The organism is Kribbella pratensis (assembly GCF_004366075.1).
GTDB classification, from domain to species: domain Bacteria; phylum Actinomycetota; class Actinomycetes; order Propionibacteriales; family Kribbellaceae; genus Kribbella; species Kribbella pratensis.
On record NZ_SODU01000001.1, the window covers coordinates 311052 to 328816 of the forward strand.

The window sequence follows — 17765 nt, forward strand, 5'->3', positions numbered from 1 at the left end:
TCGATCCCGCTACTCGATGAGCGGGATCCGGGTGCGGAGCCGCAAGGACCTCAAGCACCAACGCCGCCGCAAGTCCCACTCGTGCTGGGACCATCTGCTCATCGCGCCGCTCTGGCCGATGTACGACGTGAACCTCGGGACGCTGCTCCGGACCTGTGACACGGTCGGCGCGTGTCTCGCCGTACCGAAGCTGCCGTGGGTGCCGGATGCGCTTGCCAAGGGCAACACACTGCGCAGACGGACCTGCGTGCACTGGACCGGGCACGACCCGGTGCGCTGGCTGATCGATCAACGGAGCCGACCGGACACGACGGTGATCGGGGTCGAGTTGGCCGACGAGGCGATCCGGCTGGCTGATCTGCCGCCGGCGCGGAACCGGACGATCGCCGTTCTCGGGCACGAACGCAGCGGGATCCCGCCCGAGGCGGTCGACGAGTTGGACGTCGTCGTCGAGATCCCGATGATCGGGACCGGTGCCAGCCTCAACGTCGCGGTCGCCGGTTCGCTCGTGCTCTACCGGCTGGCCGGGTTGCTATAGGTCGAGGGTGCGGCGGTGGACCTCGTGCTGCGGCCGATAGCCGAGGCGCTCGTTGGTGCGCCGCATGGCTGTGTTGGTGTCGACCGTATCCGTGAGGAGGCCGTCGAGGTCGGGGAACCGGCGACGGGTCTCGTGGATCTGGGCGGCCTTCATCCACAGCGCGAGCCCACGGCCGCGATGCTCGGGAAGGACGGCGGTGCCGTAGTTCTGACCGTCGCCCTTCCCGTCTCCCGCGACGACGACCTCTGTGAAGCCGGCGATGCGGCCCGTGCTGTCGAGCGCCACGACGACCAAGAGACGCTCGCCGCGCTGCTCGATCAGCTGCGCAGCAGACCTCGTCCGCTCGACGTCCCACACGTCCACGCCGGCGTCGATCGTGCCTGACGGCGCGTCGTTCATCCCGGCGCGCGCATCGGTGAAGGTCTGCACCAGTTCTTCCGGCGGCGCCCCTTCCCAGGACATCAGCCGGTAACCAGGGACTTCTGGTACGTCGGGAGTGCTCGTCGACAGATCCAGCCGCGCGTAGATCAGCGTCAGGCCGATCGTGAACCCGCGCCGCTGGAGGAAACTGTCGCCGATCGAGTTGACGTCGACATCCGTGACCAGCGTCCGTACGCCGTGCTCGCGCGCGGCGCTGACGACGGCGCCGAGGAGCAGCGTGCCGGTCCCGCGGCCGCGCTCGGCCGGGTGCACGTTGATCTCCACGTCGCCGAGGTGCGCGTGGGCCTTGCGGCTGTTGAGCCGCAGGAACGCGGAACCGACCGGCGTACCGTCGGCCTGTGCGGCAAGCCAGGCGATCCGCCGGCTGAACGGCTTGTGGTCGGGATCTGTCAGGGGAATCAGTCGGATGCTCAAGCCGTCAACATAACGCTGCCCCGGGATCACGTGCCGCGTGGCGATCGATCGGCTACCGTGGCGCGCAGGCCGAACGGGGAGCGGGGAGAGGAGCCAGGGGTGGAGCAGCTCGACGAGGACGCCCGCCGGGACCGGACGGTCCGCACGATCGGTGCCGATCACATCGCGCTCCGCGAGCAGGTGCTCGCGGAACTGCGCCGGCGGATCGTCGACGGTGAGTACCACGAGGGCGAGCGGCTGACCGAGACGCGGCTCGCGGAGGACTTCGGGGTGTCGAGGAATCCGGTCCGGGAAGCACTGCGCGTGGTCGAGGCCGAAGGCTTCGTGCACATCCTTCCGCGCCGGGGCGCGGTGGTCGCGACCCTCGACGAGACCGCGGTCCGGGACCTGTTCGCCGTACGGCAGCAACTCGAGACGCTCGCGGCCGGACTCGCGGCGGAGCGGGCGACTCCTGCGGGGATCGCGACGCTGCGCGGGCTGGTCGAGGACGCGAACGCGGCCGCGAAGGCCGAGGACTTCGACCGGGTCGCCGAGCTGAACAGCGCGTTCCACCGGGCCGTGATCGAGGTCAGCGGGAATCGCTGGCTGCACTCGATCTCGGCCGCGATGTACCACCACGTGCACTGGGTGTTCCGGGTCGGCGCGGCTCAGCGGGCGCCGCACTCGACGGAGGAGCACCTGCGGCTGGTCGAGGCCATCGAGGCAGGCGACGCGGCGGCCGCGAGTACGGCCGCCCGCCTGCACGTCGAGGCCGCCGCGAAGGCAGCACTGGGCTCGAAGGCCTGACTCAGCGCCCGACCGCGTAGCCTTGCATACCGCGAGGGTTGGCCGCGGCAGCCAGGACGCCGTCGGCCTCTCTCCGTACGGCGCAGAGCCGGCCGAGGCTCCACGGATCGGACTCGGTCACGACGTGCCCACGCCGCACCAGCTCGTCGCGGATGCCCTTGCTGACCCGGCTCTCGATCACGAGCCCGCCTGGTTCCGTGGTGCGCGGGTAGAACGACGACGGGAAGCCGGTCGTGTGCCAGGCAGGCGCGTCGATCGCCTCCTGCAGGTCCTGGCCCGCGCCGAGGTGCCGAAGCAGGAAGAGCAGCTGCCACTGGTCCTGCTGGTCGCCGCCCGGTGATCCGCAGGCCATGATCGGCTCGCCGTCGCGCAGTACGAGCGTCGGCGTCAGCGTGGTGCGGGGCCGCTTGCCGGGCGCGAGCGAAGCAGGCAGCCCTTCCTCGAGCCAGAACATCTGCGCGCGACTGCCCAGGCAGAACCCGAGCTCGGGGATCGTCGGCGACGACTGCAGCCAGCCGCCGCTGGGCGTCGCCGAGATCATGTTGCCCCAGCGGTCGACCACGTCGACGTGGCAGGTGTCGCCGCGTGTCTCACCGACCGGGGAGACGGTCGGCTCACCGGTCGTCGCGTCGCCCGTCTCGTTGCCTGCAGCAAATGAAGGCAGCTTCGGTGTGCGCCCGTCCGGGGTGCCCGGGCGGAGGTCCAGCGCGGCGTCCGATCCGATCAGCTTCGCTCGCTCGGCGGCGTAGGCGGGGGAGAGGAGCGTGTCGAGCGGTACGTCGGCGCCGTCGCCGTACCAGGCCTCGCGATCGGCGTACGACAGCTTCATGACCTCGACCGTCGTGTGTACGCCCTCGGCGGAGTCGAGGTCGACGTCGCCGAGCTCCGCGAGTACGGCGAGGGACTGCAGCAGGGCGGGGCCCTGGCCCCAGGGACCGGTCTTGGCGACCGTGTACCCGTTCCAGTCGTACGTCGCGGCGTCCTCCCAGGTCGCCTCGAACCGGGCCAGGTCGTCGCCCGTGATCAGGCCGGCGTGGTCCTCGCCGCTGGAGTCGCGATGCGGCAGCCGCGAGAACTTGTCGATCGCCTCCGCGACGAACCCTTCCCGCCAGGTCTTCCGTGCCCGCTCGATCTGCGCCTGCCGGTCCGCTCCGGCGGCCTCAGCCTCTTCGACGAGCTTCTCGAGCGTCGCGGCGTACGCCTCATTGCTGAACCGGCCGGTCACGGGGCTGCCGTTCTTGAGCCAGAGCGCGGCGGACGTCGGCCAGTGCTCCTCGAAGAGCTGCTGCACGGTACTGATGGTGTCGGCGATCCGCGGCACGAGCGGATGCCCGTTGCGGGCGTAATCGATCGCTGGCTCGAGTACGACGCTCAACGGCAACGTGCCGTGGTCACGCAGCAGGAGAAGCCAGGCGTCGACCGCGCCGGGAACCGTGGCCGCGAGCGGACCGGAGCCGGGCACCAACGCCAGACCAAGTGACCGGTAGTGCTCTATGGTCGCACCGGCCGGCGCGACGCCCTGACCGCACAGGACCCGCGGCGTCGGGTCGTCGGCGGTCGCGATGATCGCCGGCACTTCACCGCCCGGCCCGTTGAGGTGCGGCTCGACCACGTGCAGCACGAACCCGGCCGCGGCACCCGCGTCGAACGCGTTGCCGCCCAGCTCGAGGATCCGCATGGCCGACTGCGACGCCAGCCAATGCGTGGACGAGACCATCCCGAACGTGCCACGCAGCGTGGGCCGGGTGGTGAACGTCATTGGGCAACTCCTTCAGTTGGTCGTACGTCGGGGCCGGTGCCGTCGTCCTTGACGAGGTGACAGGCGACCTGGTGTCCACCTTCGCCGATCGTCCGTCGTTCCGGGACGACTGTCCGGCATGTGTCCACCGCGACCGGGCACCGGGTGTGGAAGCGGCAACCGGGCGGTGGATCGATCGCCGACGGAAGGTCGTCACCGAGCAGGACGGGCCGGCGGGCACGCTGCTCGGCGGGATCGGGGACGGGCGCCGCGGACAGCAGCGCCTGCGTGTACGGGTGCGCCGGGTGCCCGAAGATCCTGGCGCGCGGCCCCTGCTCCACCAGTTGACCGAGGTACATCACCGCGACCTCGTCGGCGAGGTACTCGACCGCCGACAGGTCGTGGGTGATGAACAAGCACGCGAACCCGAGATCACGCTGGAGGTCGGCGAGCAGATTGAGTACGGCGGCCTGCACCGAGACGTCCAGCGCACTGGTCGGCTCGTCCGCGACCAGCAGCCGTGGTTCGGAGATCAGCGCGCGGGCGATGCTGACCCGTTGGCGTTGACCGCCGGACAGTTCGTGTGGGGCGCGTTGCGCGACCTCCGGCCGGAGGCCGACCCGCTGCAGCGACTCGGAGACCTTGGTGGAGATGTCCTTGCGGCGCATCAGGCGGAGCGGTTCGCCGACGATGTCGCCGACGGACAGCCGCGGATCGAGCGAGCCGGCCGGGTCCTGGAACACGATGGACACGTCGCGGCGGTGCGGTCGGAGCCGACGGCGGCTCAGGTGCGTGATGTCGGCTCCAGCGAGACGGACGGTGCCGCCCGTCGGTTCGAGCAGCCTGACGATGCAGCGGCCGACAGTCGACTTCCCAGAGCCGCTCTCACCGACGAGCGCAACGACCGTTCCTTGCCGGATCCGGAGCGTCACGCCGTCGACGGCCCGCACAGGGCCGAAGTGCATGACGAGATCCTCTACTTCCAGAGCATTGTCGACCATCAGACCTCCACTCGGTCGCGGACCGGGTTCCAGCACGCAACGCGGTGCGGACCGTCGGTGAGCTGCGGTTGGGACGACGTACAGGTGTCGACGGCTCGTGTGCAGCGGTCGGCGAACGTGCAGGCGTCGGGTTGCTCGCTGAGGACCGGTACGAGACCGGGAATCTCGTTCAGGCGCTGGGATTCCGCGTGCCGGCCGGCAGCAGGGGAGGCGCCGAGCAGTCCCACCGTGTACGGGTGCTCGGGGTGTGCGAACAAGTCGTGGACTTCGGCGGTTTCCACGACGCGTCCGGCGTACATCACCGCGACCCGGTCGGCGAGATCGGCGACCACCCCGAGGTCGTGCGTGATCAGCACGATGCTCGTGCCGAGGCGCTCGCGCAAACCACGCAGTACGTCGAGAATGCCGGCCTGGATCGTGACGTCGAGGGCCGTGGTCGGCTCGTCGGCGATCAGCACCTTCGGGTCGCAGGCGACGGCCATCGCGATCATCACGCGTTGCCGCATCCCGCCGGACAGCTGGTGCGGATAGTCGCCCACGCGGCGCTCGGCGGACGGGATGCCGACCAGCTTGAGGAGTTCGACCGCGCGGGCGTGCGCCGCCTGGCGGTTGAGGCCGATGTGCGTCCGCAGTACCTCGATGATCTGGTGGCCCACGGTGAAGACCGGGTTCAGCGAGGTCATCGGCTCCTGGAAGATGTACGCGACCTCGCGGCCGCGGATCGAGCGGAGCGTGCGCTTGTCGGCGCCGATCAGTTCGGTGCCGTCGAGCTCGACGGAACCGTTGACGGTCGCCGTACGGGGGAGCAGGCCGGCGATGCTCATCGCTGTGACGCTCTTGCCGCAGCCGGACTCACCGACCACGGCGAGCACTTCGCCGTCACCGACCTCGAAGCTGACCCGGTCGACCGCCGACAGCGGCCCGTCCTCGGTGCGGAACGTGACGGACAGATCTTTCACTGCGAGTACAGGCTTCATCGGCGGCTCGCCTTCGGGTCGAGGGCGTCGCGGAGGCTGTCGCCGACGATGTTGAACGCCAGCGTGAGCAGCATGATCGCGACACCGGGCATCACCGCGGCCCACGGCGCCCGGGACGCGAACTGCTGCGCGTCGGCGAGCATCGTGCCGAGGCTCGGCGCGGGCGGCTGGATACCGAGGCCGAGGAACGACAGCACGGCCTCGCCGAGGATCGCGGCCGGGATGCCGACGGTGGCCTGGACGATGATCGCGGAGCCGGCGTTCGGGAAGATGTGCCGGCCCAGGACCCAGGCGTCACTCGCCCCCTCGACGATCGCCGCGGCGACGAAGTCGAGCGACTTGATCCGCAGTGTCTCCGACCGGACGATCCGGATCATGCCAGGGATCTGCGCGATGCCGATCGCGATCGCCGCGTTGCCGAGACTCGCACCGCGGATCGCGGCCAGCCCGACCGCCAGGATCAGGAACGGGAACGCCAGCACCAGGTCGGTGAGCCGGGAGATGAGCGCGTCGACGGTCCGGAAGTAGCCGGCGATCAGCCCGAGCGGTACGCCGACCACGAGCGAGAACGCGACTGCGAGGACACCGACGTGAAGGGACGCCCGGAGCCCGAACATGATCCGCGAGAGCACGTCGCGCCCGAGGTCGTCGGTGCCGAGCAGGTAGCCGGCGGTGCCAGGTGGGGCGAATGCGCGGTCGAGGTGGGTCTGGGTGGGTTCGTGCGGCGCGAGCCAGTTGGCGAACACGGCGAGGATCACCGCGATCGCTAGCACTGCTAGCCCGGTGAGCGCGAGCGGGTTGTGCAGGATCCGGCGTACCACTCGACGGCGGTTGCTGCGGAGCGGGGCCGTCGGCACGGCCTCGGTTACTTCGGCGACAGCCATCAGGCCTCACCTCGCACGCGGATGCGCGGATCGATGACGGAGTACAAGAGATCGACCAGCAGATTGATGACGATGTACGCCGTCGCGGTGACCAGGACGACCGCCTGGATGACGGGGTAGTCGCGCTGGAAGACGGCGTCGACAGTGAGCTTGCCGAAGCCGGGCAGGGCGAAGATCCGTTCGGTGACGACCGCGCCGGAGATCAGCGCGCCCAACTGGAGGCCGACGATCGTGACGACCACGATCAGGCTGTTGCGCAGGGCGTGCTTTCCGACGACGGCCTTGGGCGAGAGGCCCTTGGCTTCCGCCGTACGGATGTAGTCGGCGGACAGCGCGTCGAGCATCGAGGACCTGGTCTGGCGCATGATCACGGCGGACAGGCCGGTGCCGAGGATCAGCGCCGGGAGGATGAGGTGGTGGAGGTTGGCCACCGGGTTGGTGAAGAACGGGACGAAGCCCGAGGCGGGGAAGAGGCCAAGGGCAACGGACAGGTACAGGATCGCCATCAGGCCGAGCCAGAAGTGCGGCACCGACAGACCTAGCAGTGCTAGCGCGTTCGCGGCCCATTCCGCCGGCCGCCCACGCCGTACGGCGGCGATCACACCGGTCCCGACCCCGATCACGCTCGCGATCAGAATCGCCAGCACTGACAGCTCGATCGTCACCGGCAGCGCGCTGACGATCATCGACCGCACCGACGTACCGGTCCGGATCGACTGCCCGAGATCACCGCGCGCCGCATGGCTCACGAACTGCCAGAACTGCACGAGCCACGACTGGTCCAGTCCGTACTGCTCCCGGATCGCCCGCAGCGACTCCGGATCCCGATCCTCACCCGCCAGCGCCAGCGCCGGATCGCCCGGCAACGCCCGCACCCCGGCGAACACCACGATCGTCGCGAGTACGAGCGTCACCGCGGACTGCCACAACCGATTGAGCAGGTACCGCCTCACTTCGCGAAACCTGCGAACGCGGTGCGGATCACGCCGTCGGGGTAGACCTGGATGCCGAGCAGCTTCTTGGAGACCCCGGTCAGGTTGCGCTGGCGGTACATGTAGATGATCGGGTCGTCCTGCTGCAGCTTGGCGACGACCTCGCCGTACAGCTTCACGCGCTCGGCCTTGTCGGTGGCCTGGCGCGCGTCGGTGAGGAGCTTGTCGACGTCGGGGTTGCTGTAGCCGGAGACGTTCTGGCTGCCGGTGGTGCCGACGAAGTTGAAGATGTTCGCGTCCGGGTCGACCCGTCCCGACCAGCCGAGCTGCAGCAGCTCGAAGTCACCACGGTCCTGCTGGTCCAGCAGAGCGGCGTACTCGACCGGCTTGATGACCAGGTCGAACCCGCCCTCCTTCACCATGCCCTGCAACGCCTGCGCGAGCCGCAGACTGTCCGGGTTGTTCGACGTGATCATCTCGACCTTGTACGGCGTACTCACGCCGGCGTCGGCCAGCAACTGCTTGGCCTTCGCGGGATCGTGCGCCGGGCACACCTGCGCCGCGTCCGACGTGAACTCGCTCTTCGGCGAGATCGGCGAACAGGCGACCGTGTTGAGCCCGTTGAAGATCGACTTCACGAGCGCTTCCCGGTCGATCGCCAGCGCCAACGCCTGCCGTACCTTCGGGTCCTTCGCGATCGGGGTGTCGAGCTGCTTGGGCGGATTGCCGATCCCGTTGGCGTTACCGATGTTGATCGTCAGGCCCTGGTACCCGAGCGACTGCGACTGCAGCACGCTGACGCTGTCGTCCTTCTGCAGCGTCGGCGCGTCCTGCGACGACAGCGAGTCCGCGACCTGCGCGTCCCCGGACTTCAGGTTCGCCGAGCGGATGCTGGAGTCGGTGATGATCCGGTACTCGATCGCGTCCAGGTGCACCTTGGCGGCGTCGTAGTACTGCGGGTCCTTGACGACCTTGATCGAGTTCTGCGCGACCCGGCTGGCGAACTTGAACGGGCCGACGCAAACCGGCGCGTTGGAGAAGTTCGCACCGAGCTTCGCGACGGCGGCCGGGCTCAGCACCATCCCGGCCCGGTCGGCCAGCGCTGCGGTCAGCGGGGCGAACGGCTTCGAGAGCTTGATGACGACGGTCTTCGGGTCCGGCGTCTCGATCGAGGTGATCGGGCCGAGCTCGCTCTTGCGCGCCGAGCCGGCCAGCGTGAGATCGCGGTTCAGCGAGATCTTGACCGCGTTCGAGTCGAACGTGCCGCCGTCGGCGAACTTCACGCCCTCCTTCAGCGGGATCGTCAGGCTGAGCCCGTCGGAGGAGATCGTCGGCAGTGCGGTCGCGAGCTGCGGGACCAGCTTGGCGTCCGGGCCGAGGTCGTACAGCTTCTCGCACATGGTGTGGAAGACGTACCGCGAGTACAGGCTGCGCGACAGCGTCGGGTCGAGCTTGTCCGGGTCGGCGGAGAGCGCGACGGTCAGCGTGCCGCCCTGCTTCACCTTCGCCGCGTCGGCGGCCTCGCCGAACACGTCCTGACCGCCTGCCGACTGACCGGTCGACGGATTGTCGCCGCCGCTCGGCTCCACCGGCGAGCAGGCCGTCCCGACGAGGGCCACTGCAACGACGGCCGCGCCGATCCCAGCCGCGGTACGACGGCGGGTGCCGGAGATGAAACGGTTCAGTGCGAGTCGACGAGTCATCGCGGTAGCTCCTGAGTAGGCGGGTTCCTGTCGACTGTTTCATGTATACAAGGCGGGTGCGCAAGTGATTCGGCGAGTTTGACTGAACCTTTTACGACCGCCCGCCGTACTTCGTTCAGGACCGCTCCGTGCCCGGGCCGACCCTCCCGTTGGGTCGGCCCGGGCCGTGGCGGTCGTCAGCCGGTGACCGGGAAGGTGAGGTTTCCGGCGGGTACTGCGTGGTTGCCGAGGGCGAGTGCCATCAGGTGCGGGCCGTCGTGCTGCGGGTGGTGGATGCCGAACTCGGTCGCCTGCCGGAAACCGAACCGCGGGTAGTAGTCCGCGTGGCCGAGGACTACGACCGCGGGCTCGACGCGGTCACGCACCGCCGCCAAGGCGGCCCGCACAGCCGCCCCACCGGCCCCCTGTCGCTGGTACGCGGGCATCACGGCGACCGGGCTGAGCGACAGGACCGGTACGTCGTCGACGTGACAACGGCTGAGGATCGCGTAGGCGATCGGCTCGTCGTCGGACGTGGTGGCGACGAACGAGAGCCCGGGAATCCAGGCGACCGGGTCCGCGCGAAGCGCGTCCAGGAAGTCGACCTCGAACTGCCGGCCGAAGGCCTCGCGGGTCAGGGCGCGGAGAGGTTCGATGTCGGACGGAGTCTCGACACGGGTGATCCAGGTGATGGACAACGGAGGTCCCTTTCGGAGGTTCAGCGGATGAGTTGAATGACCGATGGCGCCGCGGGACGTGCCGCAGCGCAGGCCGGCGCGGTCATCAACTCACCTCCTCCTGCTCCGAAGTCGTGACCAACTTTAACCGAGCGTGAGGCGTCTATCACCTCGAATTCGTCAAGCTGAACAAGGGGTCTTCAGTGAACGTGAATCGCAAGCATGCAGGCAGTTGGAGAAGGTATGCCCTGGGGGCAGGCGCGGTCGCCGCACTCCTCACAACCGCCGCGTGCGGGTCCGCCAACGCGTCGGACGGCAGCAAGCCCTCGGACCAGCAGAGTACGACGACCTCGGCGAGCGCAACGACCTCGTCGAGCCCGGTGAAGCCGGTGACGGCGCCTCCGTCGAAGAAGCCCACCGGCGACTCCAGCGTCGACCTGTGCACCATGACGGACCTGACCTTCACGGTCACGAACTACGACGCGCGGGGCGAAGAGGTCCGGCACCTCATGCTCGTGGCCACCAACAAGAGCGCCAAGAAGTGCGACGTACAGAACTATCCCGAGGTCACGCTCGGCAACGCCAAGAGCTACGCCCCGGTCAAGGAGGGGACCAACCCCGATGAAGCGGTCGCCCTCGCTCCCGGAGCGAAGGCCTACGCGGGCGTGCTCGCCACCGGCGGCCAGATGGACACTTATCCCGTGAAGTTCATGACTGTCGGCCTCGGCAGCCCAGGCGGCGAGGCCGAGGCGGAGAAGCCGGTCAGGGTGAAGATGCCTGTCACCTCGTTCGAGGCCGACGACGGCCAGCGCGTCACGTACTGGGCGGGCACCGAGGGCCTCGCCATGCGTCCCGTCACCGAGTCCTGACGCTTACCACTCGACGACCAGCGGATCCCTGGACGGCGTACCGGCCGGGATCCAGACCTCGTCGACGAGCCGGTACGGATGCCAGCGGCCGTCCCGGTCGAGGCGGAGCTGCGTGTCGGCGCCCAGCGTCAACCGGTTCGCCGACGTGCTGATGGTCAGGTCGTCGGCCGCGGCGAGCAGCTCCGTCCGCGCTCGGTTGAGCTCGGCAGGGTCGGGCGTCCAGGTGTGCTCGAGTACGTCGAGACCGGCCGCGCCGCCGTACTGCCAGGCTTGGATGCCGGGGGCAAGGTTCCGTCCGGTCGACTCGGTCAGCGCCGGGACGAGTTGCGGGAAGTCCGTCGCGAGGCGGACGGCGTCCTGCCATTCGTCGAGGGGCCGCGGTTCGGCGGTGCCGTGGAGGAGCGCGTTGAGGATCGATCGGGCGCGGCGGGCGGCATCGAGCACGAGCAACTGGAGCACCTGCGGCCCGAGGTCGCCGGGTGGCTCGATCCCCGCCACCGCGAGCTCGTCGAGACCAACGCGCGCGGGGAGCTCCGGTGGCTCGGGCAGATCGCCGGGAGTGCCGGCCAGTACGTCGGTGACGGCAACGCCCGCCTCGACGGGCTGGGCCGACGAGGCCTGCAGTTCGTCGAGCAGCGCCTCGCGGGTGCGGCCGCGGAGGAGCAGCAGCACGAACGGATCGGCGTCGAGGAGCCAGGCGACCTGGTAGCACAGGGCGGCTGCGTGCAGGCAGGGGAGTTCCCAGGCGTCGCACGTACAGCTCGGATCGAGATCGCCGATGCCCGGCAGCAGGGTGACACCGGCGTCGGACGCTGCTTCGACCAGCTTGTGCGGCATCTCGCCGTCGAGCAACGCCGCGATGTGACCGGCGCGCGCCGCGACCTGCTCGTGGAACCTGTGCCAGTCGTCATCGCTCAACTGGTCGACGTGGACCACGGCCTCGTACGTGTCCTCGGGCGAGTAGACAGTAGCTGCGATCCGTCCGGGGCTGACAGTGATCGTGCCGACCTGGCCGGAGTTCGCGTACCGGCGGCCCTTCTTGAGCTGACCGTTGTCCAGCGACGTGTCCTCCATCGCCTGCACCCAGGCCCTGGCCCACCACGACCGGCCCCGGGTACTGCGGTGTTGGGCCGCGAAGGCCGGGAAGCCTTGTGCCTCGGTCATCGCGCACCTCCCCGCAGCTCGACCAGATCGGCCAGTTCGGCGTCGGAGAGCTCAGTCAGCGCGGCTTCGCCTCCGGACAGCACGGCCTCGGCCAGCTCCCGTTTGGCGGCGAGCATGCCGGCGATCCGGTCCTCGATGGTGCCTTCGGCAATCAACCGGTGAACCTGCACCGGCCGGGTCTGCCCGATCCGGTACGCCCGGTCGGTCGCCTGGTCCTCGACCGCGGGGTTCCACCAGCGGTCGAAGTGCACGACGTGATCCGCGCGGGTCAGGTTCAGCCCGGTCCCGGCCGCCTTCAACGACAGCAGGAACACGCGCACCTCGCCGGCCTGGAACCGGTCGACCATCTCCTCACGCCGCGCGACCGGCGTACCGCCGTGCAGCAACTGGGTCGGGATGCCGCGGTCGGCGAGATGCCGTTCGAGCAGTCGCGCCATCGCGACGTACTGCGTGAAGATGAGCACGGCGCCGTCCTCGGCGACGATCGTCTCGAGCAGCTCGTCGAGCAGTTCGAGTTTGCCCGAGCGACCGGTCAGCCGCGCGTCGCCGGGCTCCTTCAGGTACTGCGCGGGGTGGTTGCAGATCTGCTTCAACCCGGTCAGGAGCTTCACGATCAGCCCGCGCCGCGCCATCCGGTCGCTCGCCTGGACCTCCGCCATCAGCTCGCGGACCGTTGCCTCGTACAACACAACCTGCTCGCGGGTCAGCGACACCGCCTGGTCCGTCTCGGTCTTCGGCGGCAGCTCGGGCGCGATCCCCGGATCGGACTTCTTCCGGCGGAGCAGGAACGGTTTGACGAGCTTCGCGAGCCGCGCCGCGACCTCCTCGTCCTTGTCCGCCTCGATCGGCTGCGCCCACTGGTTCCGGAACGACCCGAGCCGGCCGAGCAGCCCGGGCGTCGTCCAGTCGAGGATCGCCCACAGCTCGGACAGATTGTTCTCCACCGGCGTACCGGTCAGCGCGACCCGCGCCTTGGCCGGAACGGTCCGCAGCGCCTTCGCCGTACCCGAAGACGGGTTCTTCACATGCTGCGCCTCATCCGCAACCACGAGCGCCCACGGATGCTCGGCCAGCCGTACGGCGTCACGCCGCAGCGTCCCGTACGTCGTCAGCACGAAACCTTCCCGTGCCTCGTCGAGCGAACGGGACGTGCCGTGGAAGCGGCGTACTGGCGTGCCCGGAGCGAAGCGCTGCACCTCCCGCTCCCAGTTGCCGAGCAGGGAAGCCGGGCACACGACCAGCGTCGGACCGGCGGTGTCGGCGGACTGCTGGCGGTGCAGGTGCAGCGAGATGAGCGTGATCGTCTTGCCGAGGCCCATGTCGTCGGCGAGGCAGCCGCCGAGACCGAGCGACGTCATCCGGGACAGCCACCGCAGGCCGCGCAGCTGGTAGTCGCGGAGGGTCGCCTGCAGTCCGGCCGGCGCTTCGATCGGCTCGTCGGCGCGATCCGGGTCGGCGATCTTGGCGCGCAGGTCGTCGAGCCACTTGGTCGGGGTGACGGCGATCTGGCGTCCGTCGATCTCGGTGGTCCCGGTGAGGGCTGCGCCGAGGGCGTCGATCGCGGTGACGGGTTTGAGGATGCGTTCGCGGGCCTTGCGGGCGAGCTCGGGATCGATCAGCATCCACTGGTCCCGGAGCCGCACGACCGGGCGGGTCGCCTCCGCGAGCCGGTCGAGCTCGGCCTCGGTCAGCGGGTCGTCGCCGAGTGCAACCTGCCAGCTGAAATCGAGGGTGCGGTCGCCGCCGAAGAAGCCCGGGAGATCGCTGGGCGGCCCGTCGGCCGAGGTGATCGCCGCGCGTGCCGTGAGTTCCCGGCCGAGGCTGCGTGGCCAGTGCAGGTCCACGCCTGCTGCGGCGAGCCGCTGTGCGGAACCGGCCAGCAGTTCGGCGATCTCTTCGTCCGCGAGGTCCATGCGGTCCGGTACGGCGGAGTCGAGCAGGCGGCCGAGTGGTTGCCAGACGCGTGCCGCGCGGCGGATCGCCAGTGTGGCGTCGATCCGTGCTCGCGGTCCGAAACCGGGAACGTCGTCGGACCAGACATCGTCGGCGTCTCTGACGAGGGTTGGGTCCTTGAGGCTGTGCAGTTGGACCGCGGCGCTGAAGGCGAGTGAGTCGGCCAGCTCGATGCGGAGCGAGATCCGTACGCCGGTGTCCAGTCCGGCCGAGACTTCGTCGGCCCAGGTCCGCAGACGCTCGGCGCGCTGGGGCGCGGTCGCGGTGAAGAGGTTGGTCTGATGTGCCTTCGCTGCGGCGGGGGAGCGAGGCATGCCGTCGGCCACGGCATCCAGAAACTCCCGCAACAGCTCCTCAGCAACAGGAACCCGCACCTCACCTTGAGAAGAGTTGGTGAGTGGGAGTGCTCGGGCTGAGGCGGGCATTGCTTCGGCGAGGGTGAGGAGGCGGGTGACGTCGTCGGGATCGAGCGGGCCGACCCGCCAGGCGTCGTGACCGTCGGGGGTGACGCCGGGCAGGAGTTTGCCGCGGGCAACCAGTTGGAGGGCGACCAGGGAGGCGCCACCCCAGAAGGCCGCCGACGGGTGCGCCCCAGGCGCCCGCCGCATCCGCCCGAGGATCGGAACGGCCTCCGCTACCGGCAACTCGACGGCGCGGACGCCACCGCCTCCCGCCGCCGGTCCAGCGGGGGAGTCCGCGGCGACCAGGTCCAGCTCCACCTGGTCGCCGACCCCGAGGGGGAGTGGGCCGCCGTCCGGATCCCAGAACGCCACGCGACTTGCCCGTGGTGGATCAGCCGGCCGGAAAACCACCGCACACCCAGCCAGCTCCTGTCCCGTGCCCACCAACCCGACGACCTTCCACTCGCTACGGACAACAACAAGAAAATCAGACCGGAAGCACTTCGGCGCCTTCCGTCCCGGGCTGCTCGAACTGGGTCCGGTGCAGTTCCTCGTACCGTCCGGCCGCCGCGAGGAGATCCGCGTGCGTGCCGCGTTCGACGATCCGCCCGTCCTCGACCACGAGGATCTGGTCGGCGGCCCGGATGGTCGACAAGCGGTGCGCGATGACCACCGCCGTACGTCCGGAAAGCGCCTCGGTCAGCGCTGCCTGCACCGCGGCCTCGTTCGTCGAGTCCAGCGCCGCGGTCGCCTCGTCGAGGATGACCACCCGCGGCTGCGCGAGCAGCAACCGTGCGATCGTCAACCGCTGCCGCTCACCACCCGACAGCCGGTACCCACGCTCACCCACGACCGTGTCCAGCTGATCAGGCAGCGACCGGATCAACTCACCCAGCCGGGCACGCTCCAGCGCGTCCCACAGATCGTCCTCGGTGGCCTCGGGACGCGCGAGCAGCAGGTTCTCCCGGATCGAGTCGTGGAACAGGTGCCCGTCCTGCGTGACCATGCCGAGTGTCTCCCGCAACGACTCCGCGGACACATCCCGTACGTCGACCCCGGCGAGCTTCACGGAGCCCGAGTCCACGTCGTACAACCGCGGAATCAGCTGCGCGATCGTCGACTTTCCGGCACCCGACGAGCCGACGAGCGCGACCATCTGCCCGGGCTCGGCGCGGAACGAGACGTCGTGCAGCACCTCGACGCCACCGCGGGTGTCCAGCTTCGCGACCTCCTCGAGCGACGCCAGCGACACCTTGTCCGCCGACGGGTACGCGAAGCTGACGCCGGAGAACTCCACCGCCACCGGACCCTCGGGCACTCGTCCCGCGTCCGGCTTGTCCTTGATCAGCGGCTCCAGGTCCAGCACCTCGAAGACCCGCTCGAAACTCACCAGAGCGGTCATCACCTCGAGCCGCGCACTCGCGAGCGCGGTCAGCGGCGAGTACAGCCGGGTGAGCAGCAATGCCATCGAGACGACCGCGCCCGCGTCGAGCTGGTCACGCAACGCGTAGAACCCGCCCAGCCCGTAAACGACTGCCAGCGCGAGCGCGGACACCAGCGTGAGCGAGGTGACGAAGATCCATTGCACCATCGCGGTCCGGACACCGATGTCGCGCACGCGGCGTGCCCGGATCGCGAACTCGAGGGACTCGCGAGCCGGCCGTCCGAACAGCTTCACCAGCGTCGCACCGGGCGCCGAGAACCGCTCGGTCATCTGGGTGCTCATGGTCGCGTTGTAGTCCGCCGCTTCGCGTTGCAGCCCGGCCAGCTTCCTCCCGATCCGGCGCGCGGGCACGACGAAGACCGGCAGGATGACCAGCGCGAGCAGGGTGATCTGCCACGACACGCCGAGCATCACGACCAGCGTCAGCACGAGCATCACCAGGTTGCTGACGACACCGGACAGCGTGTCGCTGAACGCCCGCTGCGCACCGATCACGTCGTTGTTCAGCCGGGAGACCAGCGCGCCGGTCCGCGTCCGGGTGAAGAACGCGATCGGCATCCGCTGGATGTGGTCGAACACGGCGGTCCGCAGATCGAGGATCAGTCCCTCGCCGATGCTCGCGGACAGCCAACGGGTGAGCATGCTCAGCCCGGCCTCCGCGACCGCGATGGCCGCGATCAGCAGGGACAGTTGCAGCACGACGCTGAAGGCCTTGCCGCCGACGATCGCGTCGACCACTCGCCCGGCCAGCACCGGCGTGGCGACGGCGAGCACGGCACCGCCGATGCTCAGCACCAGGAACGAGACCAGATACCGCCGGTGGGGCCGGGCGAAGGCAAGGATCCGTCGCAAGGTGGCTCGGGAGAAGGGTCTCTTCTCGTCCTGGGCGTGCATCGCGTGGTAGAGCGAGTTCCACGCGGTCATTTCCATACTCACGGCTGTGCTCCGCTGCATCGATCGGCTGGGACGGTCGATGATTCCGCACACCACCGACAAAACCTCACGCTAGAACCTCGACGGAACTTGAGGTCAACTGCGTACACTGTACGAAGAATAGCCGGTGACAAGGAATCACGCACATGAACCAGGAGCACAGCGGCAGCGGAGACCCGGCGAAGAGTCTCGAACTGCTGTGGCGCCGGCGTCCCGCGCCCACCCGCGGGCCGAAGCCGGCGCAGACCGTCGACGGGATCGTCGCGGTCGCTCTGCAGGTCGCGGACGCCGAAGGACTGGCCGCGATGTCGATGCGCCGGGTCGCCGACGAGCTCGGCGTCGGCGCGATGACGCTGTACCGCTATTTCCCAGGCAAAGGTGAACTGCTCGACGTCATGCTCGACACCGTGTACGGCGAACTGCCGCGCCGCGTCGTACCGGGGGACTGGCGAGCGGCGCTCGACGAGGTCGCTCGGGAGAACCGGGAGCTGTACCTGCGGCACCCGTGGCTGCTCCAGGTCGCGATCAACCGCCCGCCGCTCGGGCCGAACGTGATGGCCAAGTACGAGTGGGAGCTGACCGCGGTCGAGGGGATCGGACTCACCGATCTGGAGATGGATGCGACCGTCGCACTCGTCAACGGCTACGTGCACGGCGCCGTCCGTACGGCGGTCGAAGCGCGCCAGGTGATCCAGCGGTCCGGGATGACCGACAAGGAGTGGTGGCTGGCGCACGTACCGCACCTGGATCAGATCGGGGACCTGGACAAGTTCCCCCTCTCGTCCCGCGTCGGGACGGCGGTCGGGAATGAGTTCGATGCTCCTTATGATGCCGAACATGCGTTCGAGTACGGTCTGGAAAGGCTCCTCGACGGCGTGTCCGTGCTGGTCGGGAACCGGACTGCGCCAGAAGGGTGAATGTAGTTGTGAGT

General features: G+C 69.3%; 15 protein-coding genes. 4 read left to right on the forward strand and 11 right to left on the reverse strand.

Going from position 1 to position 17765, the window contains the following annotated elements; translation table 11 throughout:
* The first annotated feature begins 16 nt into the window (after nucleotides 1-16).
* A complete protein-coding gene (locus EV137_RS01465) occupies nucleotides 17-538 on the forward strand; it encodes a TrmH family RNA methyltransferase (protein ID WP_134125957.1) in 522 nt (173 codons plus the stop codon).
* On the opposite strand, the gene EV137_RS01470 is transcribed toward EV137_RS01465, so the two are convergent.
* A complete protein-coding gene (locus tag EV137_RS01470; protein ID WP_134125959.1) occupies nucleotides 533-1393 on the reverse strand; it encodes a GNAT family N-acetyltransferase in 861 nt (286 codons plus the stop codon). The genes EV137_RS01465 and EV137_RS01470 overlap by 6 nt on opposite strands.
* A 99-nt stretch (nucleotides 1394-1492) precedes the next feature.
* Here EV137_RS01470 and EV137_RS01475 point away from each other — a divergent pair, with 99 nt between their 5' ends.
* Nucleotides 1493-2179 (forward strand): GntR family transcriptional regulator, encoded by a 687-nt coding sequence (locus EV137_RS01475; protein ID WP_166679748.1) that lies wholly within the window; start codon nucleotides 1493-1495, stop codon nucleotides 2177-2179.
* A gap of 1 nt (nucleotide 2180) precedes the next feature.
* On the opposite strand, the gene EV137_RS01480 is transcribed toward EV137_RS01475, so the two are convergent.
* The 7 genes from EV137_RS01480 to EV137_RS01510 form a co-directional block, all read right to left on the reverse strand.
* Nucleotides 2181-3938, reverse strand: coding sequence for a gamma-glutamyltransferase family protein (locus EV137_RS01480; RefSeq protein WP_134125961.1), 1758 nt, complete (start codon nucleotides 3936-3938; stop codon nucleotides 2181-2183).
* The gene (locus EV137_RS01485; protein WP_134125963.1) at nucleotides 3935-4918 is read right to left on the reverse strand and encodes an ABC transporter ATP-binding protein; all 984 of its coding nucleotides are present in this window, start codon (nucleotides 4916-4918) and stop codon (nucleotides 3935-3937) included. Before EV137_RS01485 ends, EV137_RS01480 begins: the two co-directional genes overlap by 4 nt.
* Entirely contained in the window at nucleotides 4918-5895 is a 978-nt protein-coding gene (locus tag EV137_RS01490; RefSeq protein WP_134125965.1) for an ABC transporter ATP-binding protein, read from the reverse strand. The genes EV137_RS01485 and EV137_RS01490 overlap by 1 nt, the downstream gene beginning before the upstream one ends.
* A complete protein-coding gene (locus EV137_RS01495; protein ID WP_133789073.1) occupies nucleotides 5892-6779 on the reverse strand; it encodes an ABC transporter permease in 888 nt (295 codons plus the stop codon). Before EV137_RS01495 ends, EV137_RS01490 begins: the two co-directional genes overlap by 4 nt.
* Nucleotides 6779-7732, reverse strand: coding sequence for an ABC transporter permease (locus tag EV137_RS01500; RefSeq protein ID WP_134125967.1), 954 nt, complete (start codon nucleotides 7730-7732; stop codon nucleotides 6779-6781). Before EV137_RS01500 ends, EV137_RS01495 begins: the two co-directional genes overlap by 1 nt.
* On the reverse strand, nucleotides 7729-9414 hold the full coding sequence (locus EV137_RS01505) for an ABC transporter substrate-binding protein (protein WP_134004703.1): 1686 nt from the start codon (nucleotides 9412-9414) through the stop codon (nucleotides 7729-7731). The genes EV137_RS01500 and EV137_RS01505 overlap by 4 nt, the downstream gene beginning before the upstream one ends.
* 176 nt (nucleotides 9415-9590) lie before the next feature.
* Nucleotides 9591-10091, reverse strand: coding sequence for a GNAT family N-acetyltransferase (locus EV137_RS01510; protein ID WP_134004701.1), 501 nt, complete (start codon nucleotides 10089-10091; stop codon nucleotides 9591-9593).
* A gap of 182 nt (nucleotides 10092-10273) precedes the next feature.
* Here EV137_RS01510 and EV137_RS01515 point away from each other — a divergent pair, with 182 nt between their 5' ends.
* Entirely contained in the window at nucleotides 10274-10939 is a 666-nt protein-coding gene (locus tag EV137_RS01515) for a DUF4232 domain-containing protein (RefSeq protein WP_134125969.1), read from the forward strand.
* A 3-nt stretch (nucleotides 10940-10942) separates the two neighbouring features.
* Here the strand turns inward: EV137_RS01515 and EV137_RS01520 are convergent, their stop codons facing one another.
* From EV137_RS01520 to EV137_RS01530, 3 genes are read right to left on the reverse strand one after another with little or no spacing between them, the layout of a single operon-like run.
* The gene (locus EV137_RS01520) at nucleotides 10943-12103 is read right to left on the reverse strand and encodes an SWIM zinc finger family protein (protein ID WP_134125971.1); all 1161 of its coding nucleotides are present in this window, start codon (nucleotides 12101-12103) and stop codon (nucleotides 10943-10945) included.
* Nucleotides 12100-14901, reverse strand: a complete 2802-nt coding sequence (locus EV137_RS01525) for an SCO1167/SCO6262 family helicase (protein WP_511194520.1) — start codon at nucleotides 14899-14901, stop codon at nucleotides 12100-12102. Before EV137_RS01525 ends, EV137_RS01520 begins: the two co-directional genes overlap by 4 nt.
* Before the next feature lie 43 nt (nucleotides 14902-14944).
* Nucleotides 14945-16825, reverse strand: coding sequence for an ABC transporter ATP-binding protein (locus EV137_RS01530; protein ID WP_202870930.1), 1881 nt, complete (start codon nucleotides 16823-16825; stop codon nucleotides 14945-14947).
* A gap of 155 nt (nucleotides 16826-16980) precedes the next feature.
* Here EV137_RS01530 and EV137_RS01535 point away from each other — a divergent pair, with 155 nt between their 5' ends.
* Complete coding sequence (locus EV137_RS01535; RefSeq protein ID WP_134125975.1) at nucleotides 16981-17751, forward strand: TetR/AcrR family transcriptional regulator; 771 nt, start codon at nucleotides 16981-16983, stop codon at nucleotides 17749-17751.
* Nucleotides 17752-17765: the final 14 nt, after the last annotated feature.